General features: G+C 66.1%; 16 protein-coding genes. 8 read left to right on the top strand and 8 right to left on the bottom strand.

Annotated features, from left to right (window positions below; translation table 11 throughout):
* The first annotated feature begins 340 nt into the window (after nt 1-340).
* From ACZ4WS_RS38830 to ACZ4WS_RS38805, 6 genes are all read left to right on the top strand, one after another.
* Nucleotides 341-610: a hypothetical protein gene (locus ACZ4WS_RS38830; protein WP_467987771.1), complete on the top strand. Its 270-nt coding sequence runs from the start codon at nt 341-343 to the stop codon at nt 608-610.
* A gap of 222 nt (nt 611-832) precedes the next feature.
* Nucleotides 833-1,450, top strand: coding sequence for a hypothetical protein (locus ACZ4WS_RS38825; RefSeq protein WP_467987770.1), 618 nt, complete (start codon nt 833-835; stop codon nt 1,448-1,450).
* 121 nt (nt 1,451-1,571) lie between these two features.
* Nucleotides 1,572-2,321 carry a hypothetical protein gene (locus tag ACZ4WS_RS38820; RefSeq protein WP_467987769.1) on the top strand — a complete coding sequence of 250 codons (750 nt, stop codon included), beginning with the start codon at nt 1,572-1,574 and terminating at the stop codon, nt 2,319-2,321.
* A gap of 111 nt (nt 2,322-2,432) precedes the next feature.
* Nucleotides 2,433-3,083: a hypothetical protein gene (locus ACZ4WS_RS38815; protein WP_467987768.1), complete on the top strand. Its 651-nt coding sequence runs from the start codon at nt 2,433-2,435 to the stop codon at nt 3,081-3,083.
* 157 nt (nt 3,084-3,240) lie between these two features.
* Nucleotides 3,241-3,783 (top strand): hypothetical protein, encoded by a 543-nt coding sequence (locus tag ACZ4WS_RS38810; protein ID WP_467987766.1) that lies wholly within the window; start codon nt 3,241-3,243, stop codon nt 3,781-3,783.
* Between the two features lie 58 nt (nt 3,784-3,841).
* Nucleotides 3,842-4,243, top strand: coding sequence for a hypothetical protein (locus ACZ4WS_RS38805; RefSeq protein WP_467987764.1), 402 nt, complete (start codon nt 3,842-3,844; stop codon nt 4,241-4,243).
* Between the two features lie 342 nt (nt 4,244-4,585).
* Here ACZ4WS_RS38805 and ACZ4WS_RS38800 read toward each other — a convergent pair whose 3' ends face one another.
* Both ACZ4WS_RS38800 and ACZ4WS_RS38795 read right to left on the bottom strand, forming a co-directional pair.
* Nucleotides 4,586-4,963 (bottom strand): hypothetical protein, encoded by a 378-nt coding sequence (locus ACZ4WS_RS38800; protein WP_467987762.1) that lies wholly within the window; start codon nt 4,961-4,963, stop codon nt 4,586-4,588.
* 11 nt (nt 4,964-4,974) lie between these two features.
* Nucleotides 4,975-5,496 carry a hypothetical protein gene (locus ACZ4WS_RS38795; RefSeq protein WP_467987760.1) on the bottom strand — a complete coding sequence of 174 codons (522 nt, stop codon included), beginning with the start codon at nt 5,494-5,496 and terminating at the stop codon, nt 4,975-4,977.
* Nucleotides 5,497-5,847: 351 nt separating this feature from the next.
* Between ACZ4WS_RS38795 and mobF the strand changes: the two genes are divergently transcribed.
* Nucleotides 5,848-10,677 (top strand): MobF family relaxase, encoded by a 4,830-nt coding sequence (gene mobF / locus ACZ4WS_RS38790; protein WP_467987758.1) that lies wholly within the window; start codon nt 5,848-5,850, stop codon nt 10,675-10,677.
* Between the two features lie 16 nt (nt 10,678-10,693).
* Nucleotides 10,694-10,993, top strand: a complete 300-nt coding sequence (locus tag ACZ4WS_RS38785) for a hypothetical protein (protein WP_467987756.1) — start codon at nt 10,694-10,696, stop codon at nt 10,991-10,993.
* A 269-nt stretch (nt 10,994-11,262) separates the two neighbouring features.
* On the opposite strand, the gene ACZ4WS_RS38780 is transcribed toward ACZ4WS_RS38785, so the two are convergent.
* The 6 genes from ACZ4WS_RS38780 to ACZ4WS_RS38755 all read right to left on the bottom strand — a co-directional run bounded on the left by ACZ4WS_RS38780 (nt 11,263) and on the right by ACZ4WS_RS38755 (nt 24,168).
* Nucleotides 11,263-12,096 (bottom strand): HNH endonuclease, encoded by an 834-nt coding sequence (locus ACZ4WS_RS38780; RefSeq protein WP_467987754.1) that lies wholly within the window; start codon nt 12,094-12,096, stop codon nt 11,263-11,265.
* Nucleotides 12,096-13,667, bottom strand: coding sequence for an AAA family ATPase (locus ACZ4WS_RS38775; protein WP_467987752.1), 1,572 nt, complete (start codon nt 13,665-13,667; stop codon nt 12,096-12,098). The genes ACZ4WS_RS38780 and ACZ4WS_RS38775 overlap by 1 nt, the downstream gene beginning before the upstream one ends.
* A 269-nt stretch (nt 13,668-13,936) precedes the next feature.
* Complete coding sequence (locus tag ACZ4WS_RS38770; protein ID WP_467987750.1) at nt 13,937-14,776, bottom strand: abortive infection family protein; 840 nt, start codon at nt 14,774-14,776, stop codon at nt 13,937-13,939.
* A 337-nt stretch (nt 14,777-15,113) separates the two neighbouring features.
* The gene (locus ACZ4WS_RS38765) at nt 15,114-17,846 is read right to left on the bottom strand and encodes an ATP-binding protein (protein ID WP_467987749.1); all 2,733 of its coding nucleotides are present in this window, start codon (nt 17,844-17,846) and stop codon (nt 15,114-15,116) included.
* Nucleotides 17,847-17,969: 123 nt separating this feature from the next.
* Nucleotides 17,970-20,681 (bottom strand): DUF1156 domain-containing protein, encoded by a 2,712-nt coding sequence (locus ACZ4WS_RS38760; RefSeq protein WP_467987747.1) that lies wholly within the window; start codon nt 20,679-20,681, stop codon nt 17,970-17,972.
* A 1-nt stretch (nt 20,682) separates the two neighbouring features.
* Nucleotides 20,683-24,168 carry a helicase-related protein gene (locus tag ACZ4WS_RS38755; protein ID WP_467987745.1) on the bottom strand — a complete coding sequence of 1,162 codons (3,486 nt, stop codon included), beginning with the start codon at nt 24,166-24,168 and terminating at the stop codon, nt 20,683-20,685.
* Nucleotides 24,169-24,316: the final 148 nt, after the last annotated feature.

Below are 24,316 nucleotides of genomic sequence, written 5' to 3'. Positions count from 1 at the left end.
AGGGGGAGAGGGGGTGGGGCCTGAGGGGGGGGGGGGAAGGGGAGGTCCCCCGCCGCTTCTTCCCCCCCCTCCCGTTCGGGCCCCGCTTTTTCTTTGCCGGGACGGGGAGGGGGGCATCCACCGGCACCGGACCGGGGGCGGCTCGGCGCCGTAGCCGTGTGCGGCAACATGAGCTTCCGCACAACCCAACAGCGCTGCGGCCCGAACGAAGTCCGCAGAGACTGACCCCTGTTGGGCCGGATTTCACGTTGACCAACCCACCCAAGAAAGATAGATTTACCTATGTCGAAAGGGGGCAGGGCAAGGCCCCCGGAACCCACGATCCACCGAGGAGATCACCTTGGCCGAGGACACCGAGGACGCCGAGCAGACCGAGTTCTGGATGGTGTGCGAGACCGGCGACATCGAGACGTTCGACGACTACCACGACGCCTACGAGGCGCTGACCTCCGCCGTCAAGCGTGACGTCGAGGAGCACGGCGAGGAGACGGCCCGCGAGTCGGGTGTGGTGCACCCGTACGGCTACACGATCAACGTCATGCGCAACGGCCGTGACGTCACGGAGGACTGGGAGCGCAACGAGCCGGACAAGCCGCTGAGCATGGCCTGAGTGCCGCCCGGCTCCCGCTTGTCAGCAGCGAGCCGGGATCCACCGAATCGCCGGGATGCGGCTGCCCCACACGCGAGCTCGCTCGTGAACGTCGTCGGACGCACGAGCCGGCCGGAACGCCGCGCCCGGCACCCATCCCCTCTTCCGCCCTCCAGGGCGCCTTCCACGCGCCCCGCAGCTTCCGGCCGGGGAGCAACCGGCCTGCTTCGAAAGGACTCAATCATGCCTATCACCATCGCCCCGCACGCCCCCGAGGCGCGCGCCGCACACGGCGGATACACCGCCTTCCCCGTACGCGTGGCCCCTCTGCTCACCATGCGCCTGACCGTGATGCGGGAGTACGCGGCGGCCCGTAACCACGTCGCGGTCTGGGCCGAGACCGCCAAGCAGGTGCACGAGGCCATCGCCGCCGTGTGCTTCGCCCAGGTCGGCCGTCGCCGCAAGTACCGCCGGATCGCCAGCCGTGTCGCGCTGGAGGCCATCGTGGCGTACGAGAAGGCGTACGCCGTCTCTCTCGCGCGCGACGCAGCGGGCCACTACCACCCCGAGCCCGGCACCGAATACCCGTTCGCCGTCTCCGACATCGGCCGCGCAGCAGCCGATCTCCTCGGCGACGAGTGGTTCGCGGACTCCGGTTCGTGGGGCGTGCGCGGCTACGTCCAGGCAGACGGCGAGAACGGCGGCTACACCCTCGCCGTTTCCGACAGCGGAGTCCTGTACGTCGAGACCCTCCCCGAGGCACACCGCACCGACGTCGTCGACGTGTGGTCCAGCGACCGTCTCGGCGACATAGCCGCCCGCGTCGCCGACACCATCCGTGCGCTGCGCAAGGGCGACTGACCCGCCCTGCGCGGCCGTGCCCCGGCCACTAAACCGGCCGGGGCACGGCCGCCCCGCCCCGGCTCCACCACCCGCCCGGAGACCGACCGGGCAGTCCCCCCGAGTGAGAGGAACTCGCACGATGATCAGCAAGACCGAGCCCAACGGCTACACGGTGCACGCATTCAACGCGGCCGGTGACGTCCTCGGGCTCGACGGCCCCCAGTCGGCCGGAAAGGCGCGTGAGGGCGTGGACGGCCAGACCGCCGGACAGTCCCTGTTCATCGAGACCGGTCACCGGCTGGAGGGCAACGGCCTTCCGGTGCGCGACCGGATCCGCTGGTACGTCGTCACCGATCACAAGACCGGCCGCCACACCTGCCACGGACGGCCCGAAGGTGTCGAGCCGGGCACCCTAGGCGCCCTGGTGCGCTACCTCGAATTCTCACCGACTGAGCGGGTGGCGCTCGCGATGCTCGGACACGCCACCGAGGGCACCCCGTTTTGCGGCTCGTGCGAGGACACCGGCACCGTGACCCTGTACGACGGTTCCACCGACGGGGTCATCGGCAGCCGGGCGTGTGAGGACAAGGCATGCATCCAGCGCGGCCGGGCGCGGGCCCGGATCGCTGAACAGCGCCACACGGGAGAGCTGTTCATCGGGCATGAGGTATTCACGCCGCACATCTGCTCCGAGTGCCACTACGGCGGTTACACGCCCGTGCCCGGCCTGTACGCGAGCACAGGACCGGTCTACGTGTGCACGGCGTGGGAGTGCGGTCACACGGTCGACCGGAGCGCGTTCGAGGTCGCGGACGGCGAGAGGTTGGCCGAGGCGAACAACCGGCTTCACACCGCCCGTGCCCGCCGCCATGACGAGCCCCCCTTCTAGGCACCGCAGCCCCGCCACAGACGGTGCGCGGCCCGATCGAGTCGGGCCGGGGAGCACCGGACCACGCCATCCGGGGCACGGCCCCAACCCCACGGAGAGGAACACCACGACATGACCACGCAGGACGAACGCGGCGCGGCTCACCGACTCGCCACGGACGGCACCGACCGGCGGGAGTGGACGGAGGCTGAGGCGCTGAAGCGCGACCGGCGGGCGGAGGAGCGCACGCGGCCGGTGACGGCGGAGCTGGTACGAAACCGGGGCACCCGGGAAACGGTGGTGTGGCTGCTCGACGAGTCCGGCACTTTGTGCACCACGGCGCACGCAATCCGGCTGGACATCCGCCACGACGTCCGCCAGGACGACGCGGAGGCAGCGGCATCCCGTGCGCTGGTGAAGGCAGGGTTCCGTCCCGTGCTCGGCTGGACGTGGACAGAGGTAGGGGCCGAGAAGTCCCGGCGCCGGTGGCGTATCGCGATCGAGCCGACGGCCGACTACCTGTCGTACGTAGAGCGCCGCTACGGTCCGCGTCCGGAGATTCCGGCTATCGACGGCGCCACCGTCACGGCGCGCACGCAGCGCGGATGGTGGGACGTCACCACGTCCGACGGTGAACGGTACGCGCTGGCGTGGTCGCCGCAGATCGGCGGCGACCGGTGGACTGTGTGGGGCGGGGAGGACTTCACCCGGCTCGTTCGCTCCACCACCGACCAGGCGAAGGCGCTGTTCGTGCTCCGCCACCCGAGCCACGCTCGCGTGTGACGCGGTGTGGCCCCGGGGTGGTGCAGTCCCCGCGCCGCGTACGGGCCGGTGACCAGCTCGCAACGGCCTCACTCCGATCCCTCTCCGCTACTGACCATGCCCGCCCGGCCCGGGGTCGCGCCCCCGGGCCGGGCCCGCACCGAACGGAGCACACCCCGTGCGACTGCGCATCCCCAAGTTCCACCCCCTCTCCGACATGCCACTGTTCGAGTCGCAGCGCACGCTGCGCGGCCACGCCTTCTACCCGGGGGCGAGCGTGCTGCGCTCCCTCGCCCCCCGTGATCCTCGCCTCCCGGCCGAACAGGCGCCGTGCGTCGTCTACCACTCGCCATGGGGTCACCTGGTCGTCACCGAGATCGACCCGGAGAACCTGAACGGCTACGGCTGGACGTGCCTGTCGAACTACCCGGACGGCGCCGAGTGGGGAGACCTCGGGTACATGGGCGAGTTCGAGCGACGGCGTGGCACGCCGTACGAGTTCTGGGAGCGCGACCTGCACTCCAAGGACCGCAACGCGGCTGCCGCTATCACCCGCATCCTCATGCGCTACGACGACCCGCCCGCACGGCGTGACGTGCAGGAAGAGCCGGAGCCCGAGCACGCGCCCGCAGCCACGGCCGAATCGGCAACGCGCCCGGCCGCCGCACCCGTTGCCCGCGTACCCCGCGCGTCCCGTGGCGTGATGAGCGCCCGCCGCTGAAGCAGACAGCCGGCCCGGGGCACGCGCCCCGGGACACCACACCGAAGGGAGAACCGGCATGCCACTCATGTCGAGCGACGAATACCGACAGCTCCTCCGCGAAGTCGATGAGGAGATAGCCCGCGACCGGGCCCACATCCTGCCCAGAATCGCCGAGCATGACGGGCTTGCCCCTGAATTCCTGGACCGCGCGTTCCTTCAAGTCCGTGGCCTGTTCGGGTTCACGGCCGTGATTCCAGACACCCCGGAGAACCGGCGTGAGCTGGAGGGCCGGGAACTGACCTTCGGATACGACGTGATCAGCGGTCTGTGCGTGGCGCTCCTGGCGTTCCAAGACCTCCCGTGGATCACACCCCAAGACCTTCACCCCCTGGCCGACGGGCAGAGCGTCAACTGGCATCCCCGCGTGCCCTGGGACCGTCTCACGCGCTGCTCGTGCACGACTCCGCCCCACCACTGAGCCCGACAACCGGCCTGCCCGCACTCCACCGCGCCGTCTACAACGCCCTGCCCGCACCCACCGACCGCGCCGTGCGCCGAGACCGCTCTCTAGGCGGTGTCGGTCGAGCCTTGCTCCGGCAGCCGCTGACAGCCACCGCCCTCGCTGTCGTTTCTGCCGTGCCGCCGACCGCCAAACCCCCCTCGCACCCTCAGTCAATCGCGCGCCCTGCACACCCCGGAACGCCATGAGCGCCAGCCGCTGACGCAGGCGGCAGCGCGAAGCCGCGGCCCCCGTACCGACGTCCTCTTGGTCGGTACGGGGGCCGCGGCTTTGTTCGTTCGCTGCCTGTGCCGACGCCACCTACTGGCGCGGCTGGTTCACCCAGGACTGCGGGTTTCGAACAGTCGGCCCCGGCGGAGCTGATACGGGGTACTGGGGTACCTGCGGCGCCGGGTGGGCGGCCGGTACCGGCTGTTGTGCGTAGTGGCCGGTCTGGCTTGCCGGATTGGGGGGCTGGGATACGTAGCGGAGCTTGGTCCCTTCGTACACCGTGACGCTCCACGCGGGTTGGTCGCTGAAGAGGCGCCACATGGGCTTGCCGTCGACCGCCGTCTTCTCGTACCGGCCAAGCCGGAAGCCGATCGTCGCCCCCTGTTCGTCCTGCACCTCCATCTTGAGACCGATCCACTCGGGATCCAGGTCCTCGATCGGCCGTTCCGTCATCCCGTTACGGGTCATCCCTTCCCCTCTCATGCCGAGGCCGCGCGCTGCTCGGCCGGCCTGGGCGGCACCGGACCGGGAGGCGGCGTGGCCGCCGCGTTCGCGGGCGTGGTCGGATCGGTAACAGGCTGGCTCGTTGCCGACTCCTGTCCGGTCGACTGCGCCACTGCCGGGCCGTAATCCGGCTTCCCGGCTTGCTCTCCGCCGGGTCTGGCGGCGGCGACCTTGCGAACGGTCTCCGCGGACTCGCCGAGCCGATCGGCGACGGAACGGACGCCGTCGAGCTTGAGCATCTGACCGACGCTCTCGGCCTGCCGGTCCCACAGCTTCTGCTTTGCGGTCTCGGCTTCGCCGCGGAGCCGGGCGGCGTACGCGGCGATCTTCTCCTCGGCCTCCGTGGTGACGTCCTTGATTTCCTGCGCCGCCACTTCGTAGTCGGTCGCAAGGTCCTCCAGCTGACGCTCACGTGCCCAGTGCTCGGCCCGGCGCGCGCGTACTCTCTCGCGGGCCTCGACCTCGCGCGCCGATTTCCTCGGCCTGCGTTGAGCCATCGAACTTGCCTCCCCTGAGCGATGGGTTCTGGGCCATTGTGGCCGATGAATCCAGCCTCGCCACATGGGCAATTAGGGGCCTTCTCCGAATGACGCACCCAGAGGCATTCAGAGGCAATCAGAATGATTTGATCTTGCCTGTGGATAACGCGAACTGCGCGGTTTTCCGCAGGTCCGCTCGGGAGAGCGGACCTGCGGAAAACCGTGGCGCTTCGCGGTCCGCGAAGAAGGAAGGTGCAGGTCGGCTCGTTGGCTCGACTCGTTCCTCGCTCGCCAACTCCCCATCCCTGCACCCACCTTCTTCGCGGTCAAAGCTCTTGCATTCACAATGACACAAGGTAATCTGAGTGCATGATGACCATCCACAAGCTCTCAGCTGGGGATGGCTATCGCTATTACACGAGCGAGACCGTGACCGGTGATGTGCGCCGTTCTCCCGACCGCGACCTGGGCGATTACTACACGGCGGAAGGAAATCCGCCCGGGGTATGGGTCGGTGGCGGGATCGCGGAACTCGGCGTCTCCGGGACGGTGTCCGAGGAGCAGATGGAGGCCCTGTACGGCGAGGGGCTACACCCGAACGCGGACGAGATCATCAAGGCGGCAGTGGCCGAGGGACTCTCACCCGCCGAGGCCACCCGCCGGGCACGACTGGGACGCCGCTTCTACCGGTACGACCAGAACGCCGGCCCCCTCGCAGTGAAGATCCAGGACGAGATCGAGGCCTTCGAAGCCAGCAAGGGAGGGGAGGCCACGGCCGATGAGCGCAAGAAGGTGCGCGCCAAGGCCGGCGCCATCGCCTTCCGGGCGGACTTCGGCCGCTCTCCCAAGGATGCCGAGGAACTCGCCCGTTACATCAGCGCCAACACCGCTTCGAAGCAGCAGGCGGTTGTCGCGTATGACCTGGTTCTGCGTCCTCCGGAGGAGATCGGCAAGGGTCTGTTCGGTGAGGGTGACGAGGAGGTCTGTCGGATCACGATGGAGTGCGACGAAGAGGCGGTCCTTGAGACGATCGGCTGGATCGAGGAGCACGCGCTCGCCACCCGGACGGGCATCAACGGCGTTGCCCAGGAAGACGTGCGGGGCGGACTGGTCGCCACCCTCTTCAAGCACTACGACAACCGGCTTGGCGAACCCCTGCTCCACCATCACCTGGTCGTGGCGAACAAGGTCCGCGGGGCCGACGGCAAGTGGCGCTCGATCGACGGAAAGCTGCTGTACGCGATGGGAGTTGCCGCCTCCGAGTTCTACAACCAGGTCGTGGTCGAGAAGGTGTGCGCGCGGCTCGGGCTGGAGGCCGAGGAGCGTGAGGTCACCCCGGGCAAGCGGCCGGTCATGGGGATCAAAGGCTTCGACCGCGGGGTGCTGCAGCCGCATTCGAAACGCACGCGAGACATCGGCAGGCGGCTGGAGGAACTGCTACAGGCCTACCGCGAGGAGCACGGCAAGGAGCCGGGGACGGCGGCCCGGATGGCGCTCATCCAGCAGGCCACGCTGGAGACCAGGCCGGCCAAGAAGAAGGGACGGTCCCTGGCCCAGTTGCGTGCTGCGTGGCGCAGGCAGGCTGTCGCGGCGGTCGGCCAGGAACGGGTTGATGCGCTGCTGCGTACAGCGCAGGCCCAGGCGTCAGTATCAGGTGACGGCGGCAGCGATCTTGCCGAGATAGACGTAGTGCAGGCTGCTGAGGATGTCCTTGCCGTGGTCTCCGATTCGCGAGCGGTATGGGGCGAGCGACATGTGCTGGCCGAGGCGCGACGCCACGTCGTACGGCTCACCCGGGGCCGCAGCTCGGCTGCCGACGGGCTCGCCGAGCGGATCACCGAACGCGTGCTGGCTCATGGTTCGCTCAGCATCACACCGCCCGACCTGCACCGGCCGTTCGCCCCTCTGCTGCGGGCCGACGGCACAAGCATCTACCGGCGCCGCGAGTCCGTCCGCTACACCTCGCGGGAGGTTTTGGCCGCAGAGGACCGGGTCTTGAACGCGGCACGCACCGTGGTGGTCCCCGCGCTCGCCGGGGACCGGCTCACGGAGGTCGCCGACCGCTTCCAGGGCCATGAGCTGGATGCCGGGCAGCGTCGGCTCGCGAAGGCGTTCGCCTGCTCAGACCGGCTCGTTGTCGGCGGCATCGGCCCCGCCGGCGCGGGCAAGACCACCGCACTCCAGCTCGTCCGCGACGCCGTGGCCGCCGGGGGCGGACGGCTCATACCTCTTGCCCCCTCCTCGCGCGCGGCGAAGGTCATCGAAGGCGATCTCGACACCACGGCGTACACGCTTCATGGCTGGCTCGCCCAGCGCGACCGGCTGACCGAAGGCAGCATCGTCCACCGCGTGTTGAAACGGCGCAGAGGCAAACGCCGGAAGGCCGCCACCGAGGAGTACGCGCTGCGCCCGGGCGACGTCATCGTGGTGGACGAGGCGGGCATGGCGGGTTCACGGAATCTCGCGCGCGTGGTGGCCGAAGCGGAGTCCGCCGGCGCCTTGGTCCGGCTCATCGGCGATCCCGCACAGCTCGGTTCGGTCGAATCGGGAGGCCTGCTGCGCCAACTCGCCCGCGAAGGCGTCGTGGTGGAACTGGAAGAGCTCCACCGCTTCCAGATCGAGGGCGAAGGAGAGGCGACACTTGTCCTACGCGACGGTGACCCGGCCGACGCCTGGAGCTGGTACCTAGACCACGGGCGCGTCGTGGGCGGCAGCCGCGAGGAAATGCTCGGCGCCGTCTTCGCCGGGTGGCAGCGCGACGTCGAGGCCGGTTTGAAAGCGCTGATGATGGCCGACGACGCCGAGATGGTCCGCGAACTCAACCTACGGGCCCAGGCCTTCCAACTCGCCTCCGGCCGGCTCGACCTGAGCCGAACCGCCCAGTTGCGCGACGAGCTCCAAGCCGCGGTCGGCGACGTCATCGTGACCCGCAAGAACCAGCGCAAACTCTCCCTGCTCGGGGGCCGCGACTATGTGAAGAACGGCGACCAGTGGCTGATCGAACGGATCGACCGGCGCGGCAACGTCCACGTCCGACACAGCGGCCACGGCGGACGGATCGTTCTGCAGCGCGGCTACCTGCGCAGGCACGCCGAACTCGGGTACGCATACACCACACACCGTGCCCAGGGCGTCACCGTGGACGCCGCCCACGGCCTCATCACCGCGCGCACCTCGCGGGAGGCTGCGTACGTCGAGGCAACCCGGGGCCGCCAGTCCAACCACATCTACGTCGTCACCGACGACGCCCAGAACATGCGCGACGTGCTGGACACCGTGGCCCACAGCAGCCAGGCCTCCATCTCCGCTCACGAGATGATCGAGGCCGAACAGGAACGCGCCTACAGCATCAGCCAGCTCGTAGCCGAGTACACCGACGTCTACGCCCGTGCCACCAGCCAGCGGCTGCAGAGCCTCACCCGCCGTGTCCTTGGGCCTGAGGCTGAGATGTTCATCGCCGCGGACGCCTGGGAGGTCGCCGAGCGCTCGCTGCGCGCCGCCGAAGCCGAAGGCTGGGACCTCGGCCGGCTCATCCGGGTCGCCTTTGACGAGCGGGACTTCGCGGACGCGGAAGACCCGGCTGCCGTGCTGGCCTGGCGCATCGACTACCGCGTCGAAGTTGGAGGGCAGGCAGCCGAACGTGCCGCGCGCCGGGAGACCGAGCCGGGTCGCAGCCGCCCGCTGAAGACGCTCAGCACGGAACAGCTGCAGCGCCTCCTGGAACTCGCCGAGCAGCACCGGCGGACCGCCCTGGACGAACTGCTGCGTGCGGACGCCGCTGTCGACAGCCAGCCCCGGCCCATCGTGGCAAACGGACTTCCCCATCCCGCCTGGCCCGACCGGGCACACGGACACCTCACGCAAGCCCAACTCGCCGAGGCCATCGCCCAGGTGCGGGCCCGCATCCGCCGCGTGGAACACGAAGGGGACCACGAAACCGAACGCGCGGCTGCTGTGGAACACGCTCTGCTGCGGCGCGAGCAGCAGCTGCGCAGGGCGATGCCCGCGCGCGAACGGATGCGTGAGGACTGGCAGCGTGAACCTGGTCGTGGCGTCGGCCGCACCGCCCGCCAGCCGGTGGCGGCCACCCGCGCCGAGCGCACTGCCAACCTCCTCCGCCAGGACACGGCCCGGGAACGACTCAAGCGCGCCCACCTCATTGCCGCCAAGATCCGAGCCGAACAGCGGCTGCGCGACGAGCTCCCGCACGGTCCGGCACCGGTCCTGGACAACAGCGGTCACCTGCCCGACTGGATCGCTCCCTCTGCCGCCGTACGGGACTTGGACACTCCGGAGGGCTGGCGTCAACACTTGGTCGAGCGGCGCTTCGTGCTCTCCGAGCGCCTGGAGCAGATGGGACTTGCTCTGGCCGAGTCCCCACCGCCGTGGACCCGGGTCCTCGGACCGGTCCCCGTCGAGGGAACCGACCTTCGCGAACAGTGGGAGCGCACGGCGGCGGTGGCCGAGGTGTGGCGCATCCGCCACGCCCTGGGCGACGACGTTCCCGGCATTGGTGAGCAGCCGGCTGATCCCCGCGACGCCCATGCCTGGTCGATCTTCCAGCAGCGCATCGCCGAGGTCGGCCGCCGTGCCCGCGCGTCCGCCGCCGCGCGGCATCGGCCCGACGAGCCGTCCGGCGGGATACGGATCGCCGTCCGCACAGCCGAAAACTTCCAGTACCGACTGCTCGACGCCCACGTGTCCGAACCTGAGGACCGGGAGGCGGTATCGGCCGCCGCCGCAGCATTCGCCGAACTCGCCCTGCGCCAAGCCCTGGAGGGACAGGAAGCCCTTGAGGAGTGGGTCGAGCAGATACCTGCACCGGACACGGAGGACACCACTCAGCAGGAGCAGTGGCTGCAACTCATCGCAGCTCTCACCGCCTATCGGATGCTGAACCAGATCGACTCCGACGAGCCTTTGGGAGAGACTCCTGATGAGGCCGAAGAGCGTGAGCAGTGGACCGAGTTGCACGAGGCCATGACGCTCTTCCAGCGCTCCCGCATCCAGCAGCGCCTGGAGGAAGTCCACGCCCACCGCGACGCAGAACGAGCGCGGCGCGGCCTGGCCCCCGTCACACCTGGCGTGCCGGCGGACGACGCCCTCCGCCGGCGGCGGGCCGACAGTGCACAGGACGAACAGAACCATCACCGGCGCCGCGGACCCAACCCGGGACCGCGCAAGGGACCGGGAACGTGAGTGAGGAGAAGAGGGAATGGACGAGAAGGACGAGAACGTCACCACCAACGAAGGGCTCACCGAAGAGCAGCGGGAACTCCTCACGCAGTTCGCCGCCCGGCGAGCCGCCCGGCTCGCCGTAGCCGCCGGACGAGCACCGGAGCAGTCGGAACTTGAGGCTCGTCTGCGGGAGATGGACGAGGCCTTCGCGGCACACCCAGACCGCGACAGCCCGCTGGCCCAGGAGAATCACGAACTCAGGCGGTACACAGCGATCCTCGAAGAAGCCGTACGGGCCTTTATGGTTGGCGAGTTGGTCGCCGACACGAGGCAATAGCCAACTTTGCCACCGGGCTTCCCGAGCTTCGCCCGGGGCGTCGAGCCCGATGCGATGTCCACCGACGCGCCCGCCACGGTGATCGGGCGGGAAGCAGCCGCGTCCCTTTCCGGGGACTCCTTCCACGTCTTGGTCCACTGGAAGGTGACGCTGCAGCGGGCGAGCATTCACCATGACGCCTCGCGGCCGATCCGGATGACACGGCCGTGTGTACTTGCCGCAGGTAGCAGCGAGTCTGCGGATGGGCTGGCTTCATTGCGGATGCGCGGCTACTCCAAGGCGAAGCCGCCATCGATGTACCAGGAACTACTAGCCAGCGCCTGGTACATGGCGGCCCGCCACAGGTTCGGATCTTCCTCGGCCAAGCCGGCGGCCTCGTCCCGCAGGTGATCGCCGACCATCGACGGGGCCTTGCGTTTGAGGATGTAACGGAGGCTGCTCATTTCCCGAGCTGCCTGAGATCCGTACAGGGACGCGAGTCCGAATGTGCGGAAGTGCCGGTGAACCCGCGTCGTGAGGATGGTGTCCCACGCGGACGGCGGCTGCACATAGAATTCGACGGCTGCGGGGGCCACTTCGTGGACACGGGCGAAGAGCCACTTCTCTTTGCCGACGTCGTCGAAATAGGGGTGGAGTGTCTGCTCACCCGCGCTGTTCGGAGCGGTCTCGCCCTTCACCGTGTTGCACTTGTGGCACGCGGGAACCAGGTTGAACGGCACGACAGACAGCAGAGGATACGCCGTCTTTGGCAGCTGATGGTCGAGGGTCTCTACATCCCGGTGACCGCACAGAGGGCAGCGTCCCAAGGGCGCTGCGGCCTTCAGCTTGTCGTACTCGTCCCTGCCTGGATTACCCTTGCGGGACATGCGCTGCGTGTAGTTCTTGGTCAGCTCGGCTCTGTCGGCCTTGTCGGTGGGCTTGACCTTGAGGTCCGCCAGTGTGTGGAGGGCAGCCGCTGCAGCTGCGGTTTCGAACCGGTCGGCGGCGTTGACCACCTCCTCTTCCAGGGCCTTCAGTCGCGTCTTGGCCTTCGGCCGGGACTTGCTTATACAGGTCAGGTAGACCGTTCGGGCCGAGAGTTCAGGGATTGGCAGAGCCCACATCAGATCCGACGCTCCCAGTTCGCGGGTCCGTCTGAGTCTCGGACGGCGATAAGGGATCGGACGATAGCCTTGGCCTCGCCGCCAAGCTGGCCGTTGAACCGTCCAAGAACATGCTCGTACGAGAGCCCCTGGCGTACTGCGGCCTTCAGATCACGGTGGAATCCGGAGTCGGTCACTTCGAGCCCGAACACCTCGTGAGTGAGGACGCCGACATTCTCGCCGAACGTCTCGATGGTTGGGCGGTCGGCAACCAACTGGTTGCCATGGCGCCTCAGTTTCCACACGCAGGACGCCGGAACCTCTTGGAGGACGACGGGCGAGTGCGTGGCAACGACCGCCAGACCGTTACGGTCCGCGAGCAGGTCGGATAGAGCACGTATGAACGCGGCCAGTAGTGGCGGGTGCAGATGGGATTCCGGCTCGTCGATGATCACCAGCGAACGCTCAGTGACGTGCTCGACCAAGCGGGTCATGGTCAGCAGGACAACCTTGTGACCCGAGCTGAGGCTGCTGAACAACTGCCGCGCTTTGCGCCGGCGTGTATTCGCGCTCCGGGTGGCCTGGAAGTCCGCCAGCCATGTCTCGTCGAGGAGGCCGTTGCCAGCGTATTGCAAGGTTCGCAGGGCTTTCGCCCACCGATCTGCCCGCTCCCCGGTCAGGCATGCCTCCACGCTGTCCGCGAAGTCCTTCTTGATTTGGCCAGATGTTTTGACCCGTGGCGCACGCGATCCCCCAGTGGGGATCTTCAGCCCGACGTAGGCGTAGGAGATGGCCACATCGTCGTCGTGGATGAGCGGGAACTCGTCGAAGGCGCTGAAGGTGACGCTGACCAGGTTCGCGAAGGACCTGCGAGTGCCTCGGTTGTACTCAATGATGCGGCCGACGTCTTCCTCAGGAGCTTCGTAGTCGCCCACACAGCGTGTCAGGCTGTTCAGGAGGTAGGACTTGCCGACGCTGTTGCGGCCGGTTAGCACATGGATGTTCGTGGACGGTCGCGAGTTTGGAGACACCTCGAACGGAAGGATCACCGACTTTCCCCCACCTCCAGCGGGGACTGGTGCCTCGTAGGCCACTTGGAATCCTGAGACTCGAACGCCGCCCTGAGCGATGCGGCGGAACTGCTCCTCGACGGCGCTCGGTTTCACGAACCGCATGAGTGAATCGCGTGTCACTTGCTCGTGCTGGACGCGGTCGAAGATGCTCTCGTTGAAGGCTATGTCCTTCAGCGCGGTCAGGACTAGCACGCGAATGTCGTCGCCGAGTTGGCGCAGGCGTTCGTAGTACGAGTCATCTTGGCCCAATGAAAAGTGCCGCTCCCCGAGCACTTCGAAGCTCTCAGGCATGCGCGCAACTCGGCCCGGGCCCTCGTTGCTCTGATCGCGCCCTGGGTGCATCCCCAGCTCGCCGATCTTCACCTCGCCGATCCCGTGGCGGCGTCCGTCGTCGTCGTAGATCACCAGGTGGAACATGGTGACGAAGCCGTAGTCGTTCCATGAATCTCTGACAAGCAGGGCCTGCGACCGTACACCTTTCGGTTGTCGTTGGCCCCGCTCCACGACCGTGAACTGCACTCTTCCTCCGCGCCTTGTCCCGCCCGTGCTCCCACACGGCCGGCCACTGCTTGCACACGCGTGCAGCTGGACTCAGACAGATCAGCGTAGTCGTACCGGCCGCAACCACTCCAATGTGTGGCCTCCAGAGAAACGGACAACTCGGCCACGTCGCACGCTTTTCAGTTGGGTGATCGCCTCACTGCAAGCCCCCAGCGAGAAGCGTCTGTGCAGCGGAGCGAGGGCAACGTCGTACCACAAGGGGCGTCTGTCGGGGCGATGCTGATTGGTTATGCCTGCTCCGCAGCGTGGGCCTCGATGTAGAAGGTCGCAGCAGTGACGGCCGCGGACACCGCCAGCCGCGCCGTCGCAACATCCAGCGTGGGACGTTGACTTAGTCCGTGGCCTGTCCCGAACCCAGCGTTCCGTAGCTCCGCAATACTGTTCACGAGATTCGTGAGGGCACCAAGCGCCTTGCGGCGCTGTACGGCCCCTGGTTCGCTGCCCTTGGCTCCCGCCGGATCCAGGCCCAGAGCAATGTTGGCCTCCTTCAACAAGTACGGAATGTCCTTCTTCGTTTCTGGTCCGTTGCCGTGAAGGCCTAGCACTGCCTTAAGGACGGTCTCCACCAATTCCTTAGCTGAGCCGATTGCTTGCGCTGGGTCGTCTCGAATGCCACGCCGGATACGGGCGGCATGTTCGTCGACATCTGCAAGGCCGAGTTTTTTGGCTGCCGCCTGCAGTTCATCCACACCAACGTCAGCCACTTGGCTACCGTAGATGCCGCTGAAGAGGACAGGCTCGTGCTGGGCGAGCCACTCAGGAAGCCCAAGCATTCGCTCAGCGACGGCGAAGTTCACTGCATCGATGGCCCTGGTAGCGATCCTGTACGAACCGTCACCGACGGTTCGGCCGGACGGCCGGAGAATTTCCTCGACCATGTCGAGCACGTGACCCGAATAGTCCTCGTCATTCCAGTCCAGACTGCGCAGCAGTCTGGGGTGCTCCCGGACTCGGTCGGCGCAACCCGTCTCGTAGGCAAATGCTAGCCAGTCCCCACGAGTGAACTTGGCCTCAATAGCCTTCGCAACCGCGAGCACGACCTTCTCCGGCTTTACATCCTGCTGCATCGTCTCTCCCCGCACCAAGTCAATGACTCACCGTATCGACGAGCAGGCACTGCGCACTCGGATTTTCCAGCGACCGGCACCCTTCCTCTTGATGCAAGGGACTTGGCATCGGACGTCCAGGCCGCCGCCGCAGTGGCCCACCGTGCGCCCGCGAACTTCGAGCGCCTGGTCTGGGCCGCGCTGCAGGCGGCCTACGACTCGAACCAGGGCGCATCGGCTGCCTTGACTGGCGACCGAGCCGCGGTCACATACCCAGAGCTAGGCGACCCGTCGACTCGGCGCTCAACCTTCTGGCCAGCCGCGTATCGCTGGCCCATCTGGGGCAACCGTGCGTGCACTACTGCGTGTTGACGTCGAGATTCTCTGTTGCTTCCTCTAGGGGCTCTACCAAGCCGTTCCGGAAGGAGACCCGGTCGTACTCCCCCTCCGCGTGAATGTTGATCTCGATGTGAACTCGGCCCGGCTGATCCGAAAGCCAGGAAAGCGCGCGCCGCAGGTTGAACAGACCAGACTTATCGAGGACCGCTTCAATGTCGGCCACCCGAACGCTGTCACTGGGAGTCGGGGCAGAGGGAGCGTCGCCGCTTGACGTGCCCCCTTGCGGACTTGGAGTCGGCGACGGCGGCGTGGGCTGGGGCGCTGCGGGCTCATCGGAGCCGGGGGCATTGGGGGCGGGCTCAACGGTCGCCTGCAGACACTCACGGGCGTAGTCATGCCAGAAGATCGCTGCATCGTCTGAGAGGTCGATCTCATCGGCTGTGAGGCGTTCCCCGAAGCGGATTTGCCGAGCGTCGCGGGGAGCGATCTCTTCCCCTTCTCGCACAAGCCCGACCGCGTAGCCGAGTTCGGAGGTCTTGACTGCATTCGCGATGGCCGAGGCGATGACCTTCTTGTCCCAGAGCTTGGTGAACTCGTAGTAGCTGTAGAACCAGTCCACCAGGTCAGCGCAGATGACCGCCTTCCGGTCCGGCCCCAGGCCCGCCAAGGCGACGAGCTTAGCGGTGGTGACAGAACTGAACACGCGCTGGCTGAGGGCTTCCACTACGCGTTCGTGGAGGGCACGGCCTGCTGCCAGCATCGTGCGGAGATCTGAAGGCTCAAGCACATAGGGCGCGTCGCCTGACCTCGATCGCGTGGGGATGGCCACGGTACTGTAAGCGGCGCCGATGGCCGCAGAGCCGTCGCGTCGAGCGTTGGCCGCCTTATCCTGAAGTTCCTCGATCTGCTCGGCGCTGAAGTTGTACTTCTTGTGCTGGTCCAGGAGTGATTTGGCGGCCAATCGCAGCCTTATGGCATGTCGGGCGAGGTCGAACTGGGCCTTGTCCGGGAGAACCAGGGCCAGTCCGTTGCGGTATCGCCGTGGACTTCCCTTGCCGGCCAGTTCAATGAACTTCTCCGGCGAATCACGGTCTTCAGACCAGTCTGGATGCAAGTAGGCAACCGTGAACAGGGGACGCTCGTCAGGGATGCCGCCGGGCGTCTCTGGCCACAGAGCTACGCCCTTGTTGCCTTGCAGCTGCTTGTCGAGTTCCGCCCGAACCTCGGTGAGTACCTCATTGGAGTTGAGCTTGCTGGCTTCGTCCCGTACAAGTTTCGTCAGGTTGGGAGTCGGCTCGAACCGGTAGCGGCGTCCCGTGTAATGGAGGTAGAGCTCCTCCTCACGGAGATCGTGCAATGCGGAGATGACGATGTTCCGGGTCAGGCCGGGAACAAGGACACTTCGAACAAGGTCCGATTCGAGCACGCCGCGATCTTCGCCCTCACGTGCCCCGAAGCTGTAGAGCATGATGGCGGTGGCAACGCGCGTCCCCACCCGAAGCTGCGCGATCGTCGGGCTGTCAGCCCCGAGCGTCCGGTCCACCGTTGTGCACCCCGCACCCTCCGAGGTGACGTCGCTCGACAGCACCGACGTGTACCGCTCCCTCTCTCCGACCTGGGAGAAGAACGCACCGCGGGACGCCTCATCAGTGAAGTCGACGTCACCCGGCCCGATGAGCGGGCTTTTCGCTCCCGACTGCCACAGGGCGTGGACGACTGCCGCCAAGAACTGCAATGCGCCACGGGTTCGCTGGTACGAAGGCAGAGACCCCCAGCGGTGGTACATGAGATCAAGCAGGTCTGGGTGCAAGGGATACGCAGCCAGCACCCGCTTCTCCAGGGAGTCCGCCGCAGCCTCGGCTTCCCGGCGCGCGTCGCCGGTCTCCGCCGTAGCCAGCAGTTGCCTCCGAAGGACGTCGGAATACGACCGTGCGACCTCCCGGTGGATCTCCTCGTCGCCGAACTCCGCAAAGAGCCGCCGCTGAACAACGCGAAGCACCTCGTCGCCTGACACCGGCTCACGCTTGGCATCAACTCGGGCAACGAGCTTGTCCAGATCGCCCAACAACCCCTCAGCGCCGACTGCCTCGCCGACACTGGCCTGAAGGCTGTAGACCATCGCGGCACGCGGCTGCGCGCTGATGGCCTCCGTGAGCGCCTGAACGAACAGCATGGCCTGACGGCCCGCGGTGGACTCTGCCCGCTGAAGCGCCATGGCCTTCTCGACATAGATCAAGACTTCGTCGAGGAGGATGAGGGTCGGACCCTCACCAATGACCTGCCGGAGGACATCTCCGCCCGGGGCGGACCCCGTCAGGTCGTGTTGCTCAACCAGCTCGTAACGTCCGAGTTGCGCTGCGAGTTCTCCCCAAAGAGTGTGCGTCTCGACTCCTGTCGCGCTCATCGGCGAGAGAGGGTCGAGCTCCTCTCCAGACAGCACGGCAATCTGCACGTCGCCTGGATCAGCGATGTCCTTCAATTCCGGGCAAGCAGCAACGGAGGCGGCGCGGTCGCGAACCAGGTGAAGGAGGGCGACAAGGCTGTGGGTCTTACCGCCGCCGAAGGGGGTGCGGAGCTGCAGGACGTGGGAGCCGGTTCCACCCGCGAGGACGTCCATGACGTCCGTGAGCAACTCCCCCATTTTCTTGGTGAGATACGTCGCCTGATAGAACCTACCGGCGTCCGTGTAGACGGGTGCGATACCCGCCCGGCCTCTGAAGACCCCGGCCAGGTTGGCCGCGTAGGTCCCCATGTCGAGGACGCCTGCCGCAACGTCATCATGCGGACGTGCAACCTGCGTCCAAGGCGACAGCCGATAGCTCGAACTCACAGCGTTCCAACCCCCTGTACTTCAACGTTGTGGATGGCCAGCACCTCAGAGCAGCCCCCGTTCACCAACGATCGTCCTCCACGACACCAGCAGCCGCTCTGCCGCGCTGGCCTCTCGGCTCTTCGTCTCGTTTGAGCTGGAACGCAGGGCCCGACCTGCCAGGGTCTGGATGACTTGGCGGAGCGCGACAGCATCGACGTTCACGGACATCAGATAGGGGCGAACCTCTCCCGGACGGTGTTCTGCACGCCAAAGGACAGCATGCGCGACATCGATGAGGGGCGGCGCGACGGATGACTCCATCTCGTAGAGCGGCATCGTCCCGCTGGCTTCGGTGTCTGGCTGTCCCAGGCGACCGTCGTCGCCACGGTCTTCGAAGTCTCTGAGGACGACGGTGGATTTGACCTTATCCACGAGCGGATTGGGACCTGTAGTGAGACCGCCGGATCCGTCGAGGTTGGCGCCGGTCATCCGGGCGAGGTTGTTGGCCTCATCGAAGGGGACTGCCGCGTACCCATAGGAGTACTGGGCCGCCACGTAGTAGCGGGTAACGGGGTCCGTGCCGGCGAGCCCCTCGAAGAGCGCGTCCAGCACACGGCTCTGGACCATCTCCAAGAAGGTCTCAGCGGGCAGCACCTCGCCGTTGTCCTGCTCGACGCGTTCGTACCGTGTCAGGGCCCGAAGGCCAGCCCCAACGATGGCAATGACCAGGTCCGAGCCCGTGATGCCAAGCTCCTCCAGCCGTGCACGGCGCTCCAGGATGATCTGCCCGAGCTCGGCCATAACCTCGGCTTCACTGCCTACACTTGCGTCGGGCCTGCGCTTACGCGCGACAAGGAAGATCGACGAGGCAAGACTGGCCGTTCCGCGACCGACGGCCCTCTCCGGCATCTCGGTGTCCAAGGGCCACGCCTCAGTGATCGTGAAGCCTGCATTCCTGAGCGACTCGACCAGGCTGGACCACCCCGAGGTGGTCTTGTGCGCGTACACACATACGAGCGGTGCGCCAGGCTTGAGTACCCGATGAGCTTCCTTAAACGCCTTCTCCATGAGGTCTTCGTAGTGCCGACGCGCGTCATCCTTGCTGCCAGAGTGGCGATAGGCGGCGACCACTGCCTCATTCCTCTTTGGCGTCAGCTCCCCACCGAGATCCGTGGGGTACAGGAAACCGACCGACCGCTTCAGCCAGACATAGAAGAAGTCAGACAGGTCCGCGTACGAGATGTTGTCGTAGTACGGCGGGTCCGTGATGACCGCGTCCTGGGAGTCGCTGGCCAGCGGAAGAGAGGCTGCGGACCCACGCACACATTTTGCAGCGTTCGGAAGAGCAGACAGCCGTTCGATGAGATCGGCGGTTTCTTTGAGGTACTTACGCACGTCCCCAGAGGCCCCCGCGAACGGATTGGCCTCGTAGAAGTCCCATACCATCGGCAGCGCCTGGCGGGCGAACGTATTCGTTCCACCCTCATTCTTCGTGTCAAGGCGGCACAGGTTCGACAGTCGGTCCGCGACCCGGTTCAGTGCCATGGCCAATGCCGTCGACAATGCGGCTGCGCGACCCGGCTCCATGCCCTCGTCACAGGCCTTGTCGTGGACGGTGCGGATACCTGCGGCCAATGTGCTCAGCGCAAGAAGCTGCCGGGGAGTGAACAGATCACGGTACTGAGAGAACCCGTAAACCATGCATGTACCGCCTGTGATGCGCATGGTGCCGGGAAGCGGCTCGTTGAGCGGCTCAACGTCCAGTTCCTCAAGGCGCTTCAGGCACTCCGCATCGTCCGGGAGTTCATATTCGCCAACAGCCAGGTAGTCGCGTCCCCGCCGACCCGGCTTCGCCGCGAGGGCTGCCAGCGGTGCCGTACCCATGCGGCCGGCACGGGCCTCGTCCTTGACGTGCTTGCTCGTCACTGGTGCGCCGCAAATGCGGCAGGTAACTTGGCCACCTCGCGAGCCTTCAGCAGGGTCAAACCCAAGATCATCTTCAGTCGTTCCCGTAACCACTTCGTAGCGCAGCGACAATGCATCGCGGTCGACCACGGGCTTGAGGGCAACGACTCGATTCTTCTTCCGGCCAAGCCAGGTCTGCCGCACAAGATGGGCGTCGTGCTCCGGCGCCGCTGGGTTCGGGCAGCGCACGGTGCGTGTCCACAGGTAGGCCAGGGGGAGACGCTGCTCGGTTTCATCGTCGGCGAGGAAGTGCTGCTGTCCAGTGCCACCGTCGACGGTCGGGTAGAACTCCGACAGGTCGCGCCAGGCCGCGTCGACCCAGATCTGACCCCACTTACGCACGTCGTCAGCGAGACCGGGATAGCTCTGCGGAAACTCCAGGAGCATGCGTTCGATAAGGTGAGCCACTGGGTTCAGCTCATTGGCCGTAACCTCGCACCCCAGGCGCAGTGCCTCCAAGGGGATAGCGCCTCCGCCGGAGAAGAGGTCGACGACCTTCGGCGGGCCATCCTTGCTGGCGGCTAGTACCTCGCTACGCGCTGTGCGAATGGCGTGGTCTTCGGCACCCCACGTGCACAGCGCGTCGAAGAAGATCGACTCTTCATCGAGCGTGCGAGTCCGCCCTTCCGCCGGCGCAAGGGCGGAGTACACGGCAGCGCGGGAGGCTGCGAGAGGTCGACGAGCCCACCAGAGGTGCAGCGATGCGGGGTGGCCGACACGACCGCCCACCTTCTCGCTGGCGCTCGTGCGGCTGATGACGTCGATCGGGATGACGTCTTCGATGAGCCGCTTGTCACTGCTGTCGCGCACTCTATTCCTCTCGCTCCGCAGCTCTTGTGTCTATAACCGCGTGAGCTCGGATGCTAGCGCCTGGTACGCGATAGCCGGTAACCTGCCGGATTTCGGACACATTAGGCAGCGTGTGGTACGGGTCCTGCACCCTCATCAGTACAGGGTTCGTCGTCGCGCTGTAGACGACGTAGAGCCAGAAGCCTGCCGCCCATCGCTGGGCGGCGTACCACTCGGTCCGGTACAGGCCCACGTCGCCCGAGGCGGCGCTGCGGCCCTTCACCTCGATGCGGCGCACCTGTGAGCTGCCGTCGGGAAGCGTCCGTGTCGAGCGAATGTCAAAACCGCTGCCGTCCATCAGGTGTCCGAGGTATTCGGGCTCCCAGCCCTGCTCCGCCTCGAAAGCCATCGCGACCTCGACCGCGGCCTCCTCAACTTCCTTGCTGTTGGGACGCATGACGTCGACGTCTGGGTGCTCTGGCCTGTGCGGCGGCACCACAGAGGCAGAGCCGAGGTGCGTCACCTTGCCTGACCGCACGACACCGAGTCGGTTCAGGGACTCCAGTTTGGAGGCCCGTCGATGCTTCAGCTCCTTGAGCTGCCGTGCAGCATTGTCCCGCTGAAGGCGGTACGAGTCATCACCTGCAGCAACTTTGGCATCGTAGGTGTCCCATCGGCCCTCCAGCCGTCGCTTCTGCGCGTCCATCGCCTCCTCAAGATAGGAGGCGCGGAGTTTGGCTTGATCGAGCCGGCTGTTTCGCTCCGCCGTACTCCGCGCAAGCTGGACCTCCACTCGCAGCCAGTCAGTCGCGGTCTTGATCTGGTCCGGCGAAAGAGCGGCCGCCTTCCGCGCCTCCACGGGAGTCGCGGGCGTAAGCGTGTGAAGGACGTCTGCCGGTCCCCGGTGGAGGCCGTCCTGGTCCTCTATCACCGCCACAACCTCTGCGAACGCGAGCTCCGAGGCGCCGTGGACATCCTCACCTACCACCTCATACGCAAAGAGGTGGACGAAGTACGGGGCCAGAGCGCCCGGGTCTACGAACGCTGCAGCTCCCTGGGGGACGTTGTCAGCAGCGAGATCGCGTTCCAGCGACTCAGCAAGCGCCGCGAACAGCGGGTGGCCGGGCGAGCACAGCACCGAGTCCTCGTGCTCGACGCGACTTCGTTCCTCCTTCCGGAAGGTGAGCTTGCGGTATTCGGAATCCGGACGGCCCCGGTGCTTCACCGCCGCAAGGTCTTCGCTGCGCAGAGCGACGGGGACATGCTCGATGCGGAGCAGCTGATCCGCTCGGCGCTCAACACGAAGGCGCTGGCGACTGGCGGCACGCAGGAAGAACGCCTCCGCGTATTCCGGCATGAGCCGACGCTCGTCGGAGAGGAAGTTCTGGCCACGGACCCAGTCGATGTCCACATACTTCTTCGCCAGGGCGATCCCTGTGTCCTTCTCATACTCGGCCAATTTCTCCGAGTTGAGCCGATTGATCGCGGCGACTGCAGCATCCCTGTTGGCCCGGGTGGGGTTCGCGAGTGTCTCCTTGACGAGCCGTTCGAAGTCGATTCCGTTGATCGTGAGCAGCTCGCCGATCACGTCGTAGACGCGCCCATCCAGGTCGGCGCGCATCGCTTCGAGGCGGGCGTGGAGACCTGCCAGCAGCTGGCCCTCAACGGTATTGGTGGCACAGAAGTTGAAGATCCAGCAGTCTGCGCTCTGACCGATGCGGTGCACTCGGCCCATGCGCTGTTCCAGGCGTACCGGGTTCCAGGGAAGGTCATAGTTGATCATCAGGTGGCAGAACTGGAGGTTGATTCCCTCGCCGGCCGCTTCGGTGGCGATGCAAATCTGCTTGTTCTGCCGGAAGTCGTGCTGGATCCGCTTCCGCTCCGCTGGAGAGTGACCGCCATGGATGGTGCAGACGGAGTAGCCCTGCCGACGGAGGTTGTCTTCCAGGTAGCTCAGGGTGTCGCGGTGCTCCGTGAAGATGAGGAGCTTCCCGCGGCCGTCCCGCAACTCCTCGAACTCTGCCCTCGCTAGGCACTCTCGCAGAGCCACCAGCTTCCGCTCATCCCCCTGGGCTCGGACCCTGTCCGCGTGGGAGACCAGCTTGCGGAGTTCGCTTACTTCAGTACGCAGCTGGGAGATCTGTTCCGCGCTGCTTACCTCCGTGGCCAGGGCGTCATCGACGATCTCGTCGATGTCGTCCGACTCAGCTTCCCCATCGTCTTCGAAGTCTGAGTCCGCCGGCATACGCCCCAGCGCGGCCAAGCGCCGGTTTCGATCAGCGGGGTCCATTGCGGTCAGCTGATCGACCAGATCACTCAAGCGGTCGGCTCGCTTGGCCAGCGAGGACCTGATGGCACCCAGGCTCGACGCGAGACGACGCTGGAGAACGGTGCGCGCGAGAGCGACCGCGTTACCCCTCGATCCGCCGCTCGATCCGAGGTAGGTGTTCACATATTCAGTGACGTCCTGGTACAGCGCATATTCTGCGGTCGAGAGTTGGAACGGCTGAGTGCGGACATGCCTTTCAACGAAGAGCGCGTGATTCTGCTCGTCTACCAGATCTTCCTTCTGGCGCCGCAAGAAGTACGGATTCCCGTCATTCGAAATCTGCTTCTTCACGAGGTCAGGTGTTGAGAACTGATCGGGATCCAGCAGTCCCAAGAAGCGTGTAAACCTGTCCTCGTCACCTGAGTGCGGTGTCGCCGTAAGCAGCAGCAACCGGTCTGCCTGTTGCGCTACCCCCTCCACCAGGACGTACCGCTTCGTCTTGACGACCCGCTCGTCACGGCCACGCTTCGTGAATGCCGATGCTTTGTGGGCTTCATCAACGATGACCAGGTCCCACTGGGCACGGAGAAGTTCATCGCGCACGTCGTCACGCTTGGCAAAGTCGATACTGCTGATGGCCATAGGGAAGCGCTCCCAAGGGCTTTGTCCGAGCTGATGACGAACCTGCTCACCTGACACGATCTCGAACTGCTCGTCGAACTTGTCGAGCATTTCATCTTGCCACTGCGTGGTGAGCGGAGCGGGACTGAGGATCAGAATTCGCTCCACCGCCCCTCGGAGTTTCAGCTCCTTGAGTAGCAGCCCAGCCATGATCGTCTTACCTGCACCAGGGTCATCCGCGAGCACAAAACGCAGCCTGGGCTGAGGCAGCATGTGCCGATAGACCGCTTCAATCTGATGCGGCAGACCGCGAACGCCACTCATTGAAACAGCGAAGAGCGGATCGTGAGCAAATGCGTGCTTAATTCGCTGCGACTCTACCCACAGGAACAGATCTTGCGCGTTGACCAGCTCAGGTTTTGGCGCGACCTTCGCAAGAGCCGCCTCAAGCTCAGATTCCAGCACCTGTGTTTCATCGGGCGCCCCATTGGCATGACGGACCCTGACGAGAAACACGCCGGTCCCGATCGACTCGACGTGCTCCACTCTCACGGGGTGCGCGAAGTGACCATCGAGCATGATCAAGCGATTTTTGGCCCGCTCGCCCACATCACTCACGGTCCGTCCCTCCGTCACTCCCGTAGCAGCCAAGCCCAAACCTAACCGATGCCAGTGACAAGGCCGCCGGGCTCATGGCGTCCCAACCGAAACGACGGAGGACACGACTACTCCGGAGCAGACCGCACCCTGCGGACAAGACTCCCGA

It is taken from the genome of Streptomyces sp. NPDC029292 (genome assembly GCF_055569295.1).
The sequence above is the reverse complement of the archived record's forward strand: the minus strand, read 5'-3'. Positions and strand labels throughout refer to the sequence as shown.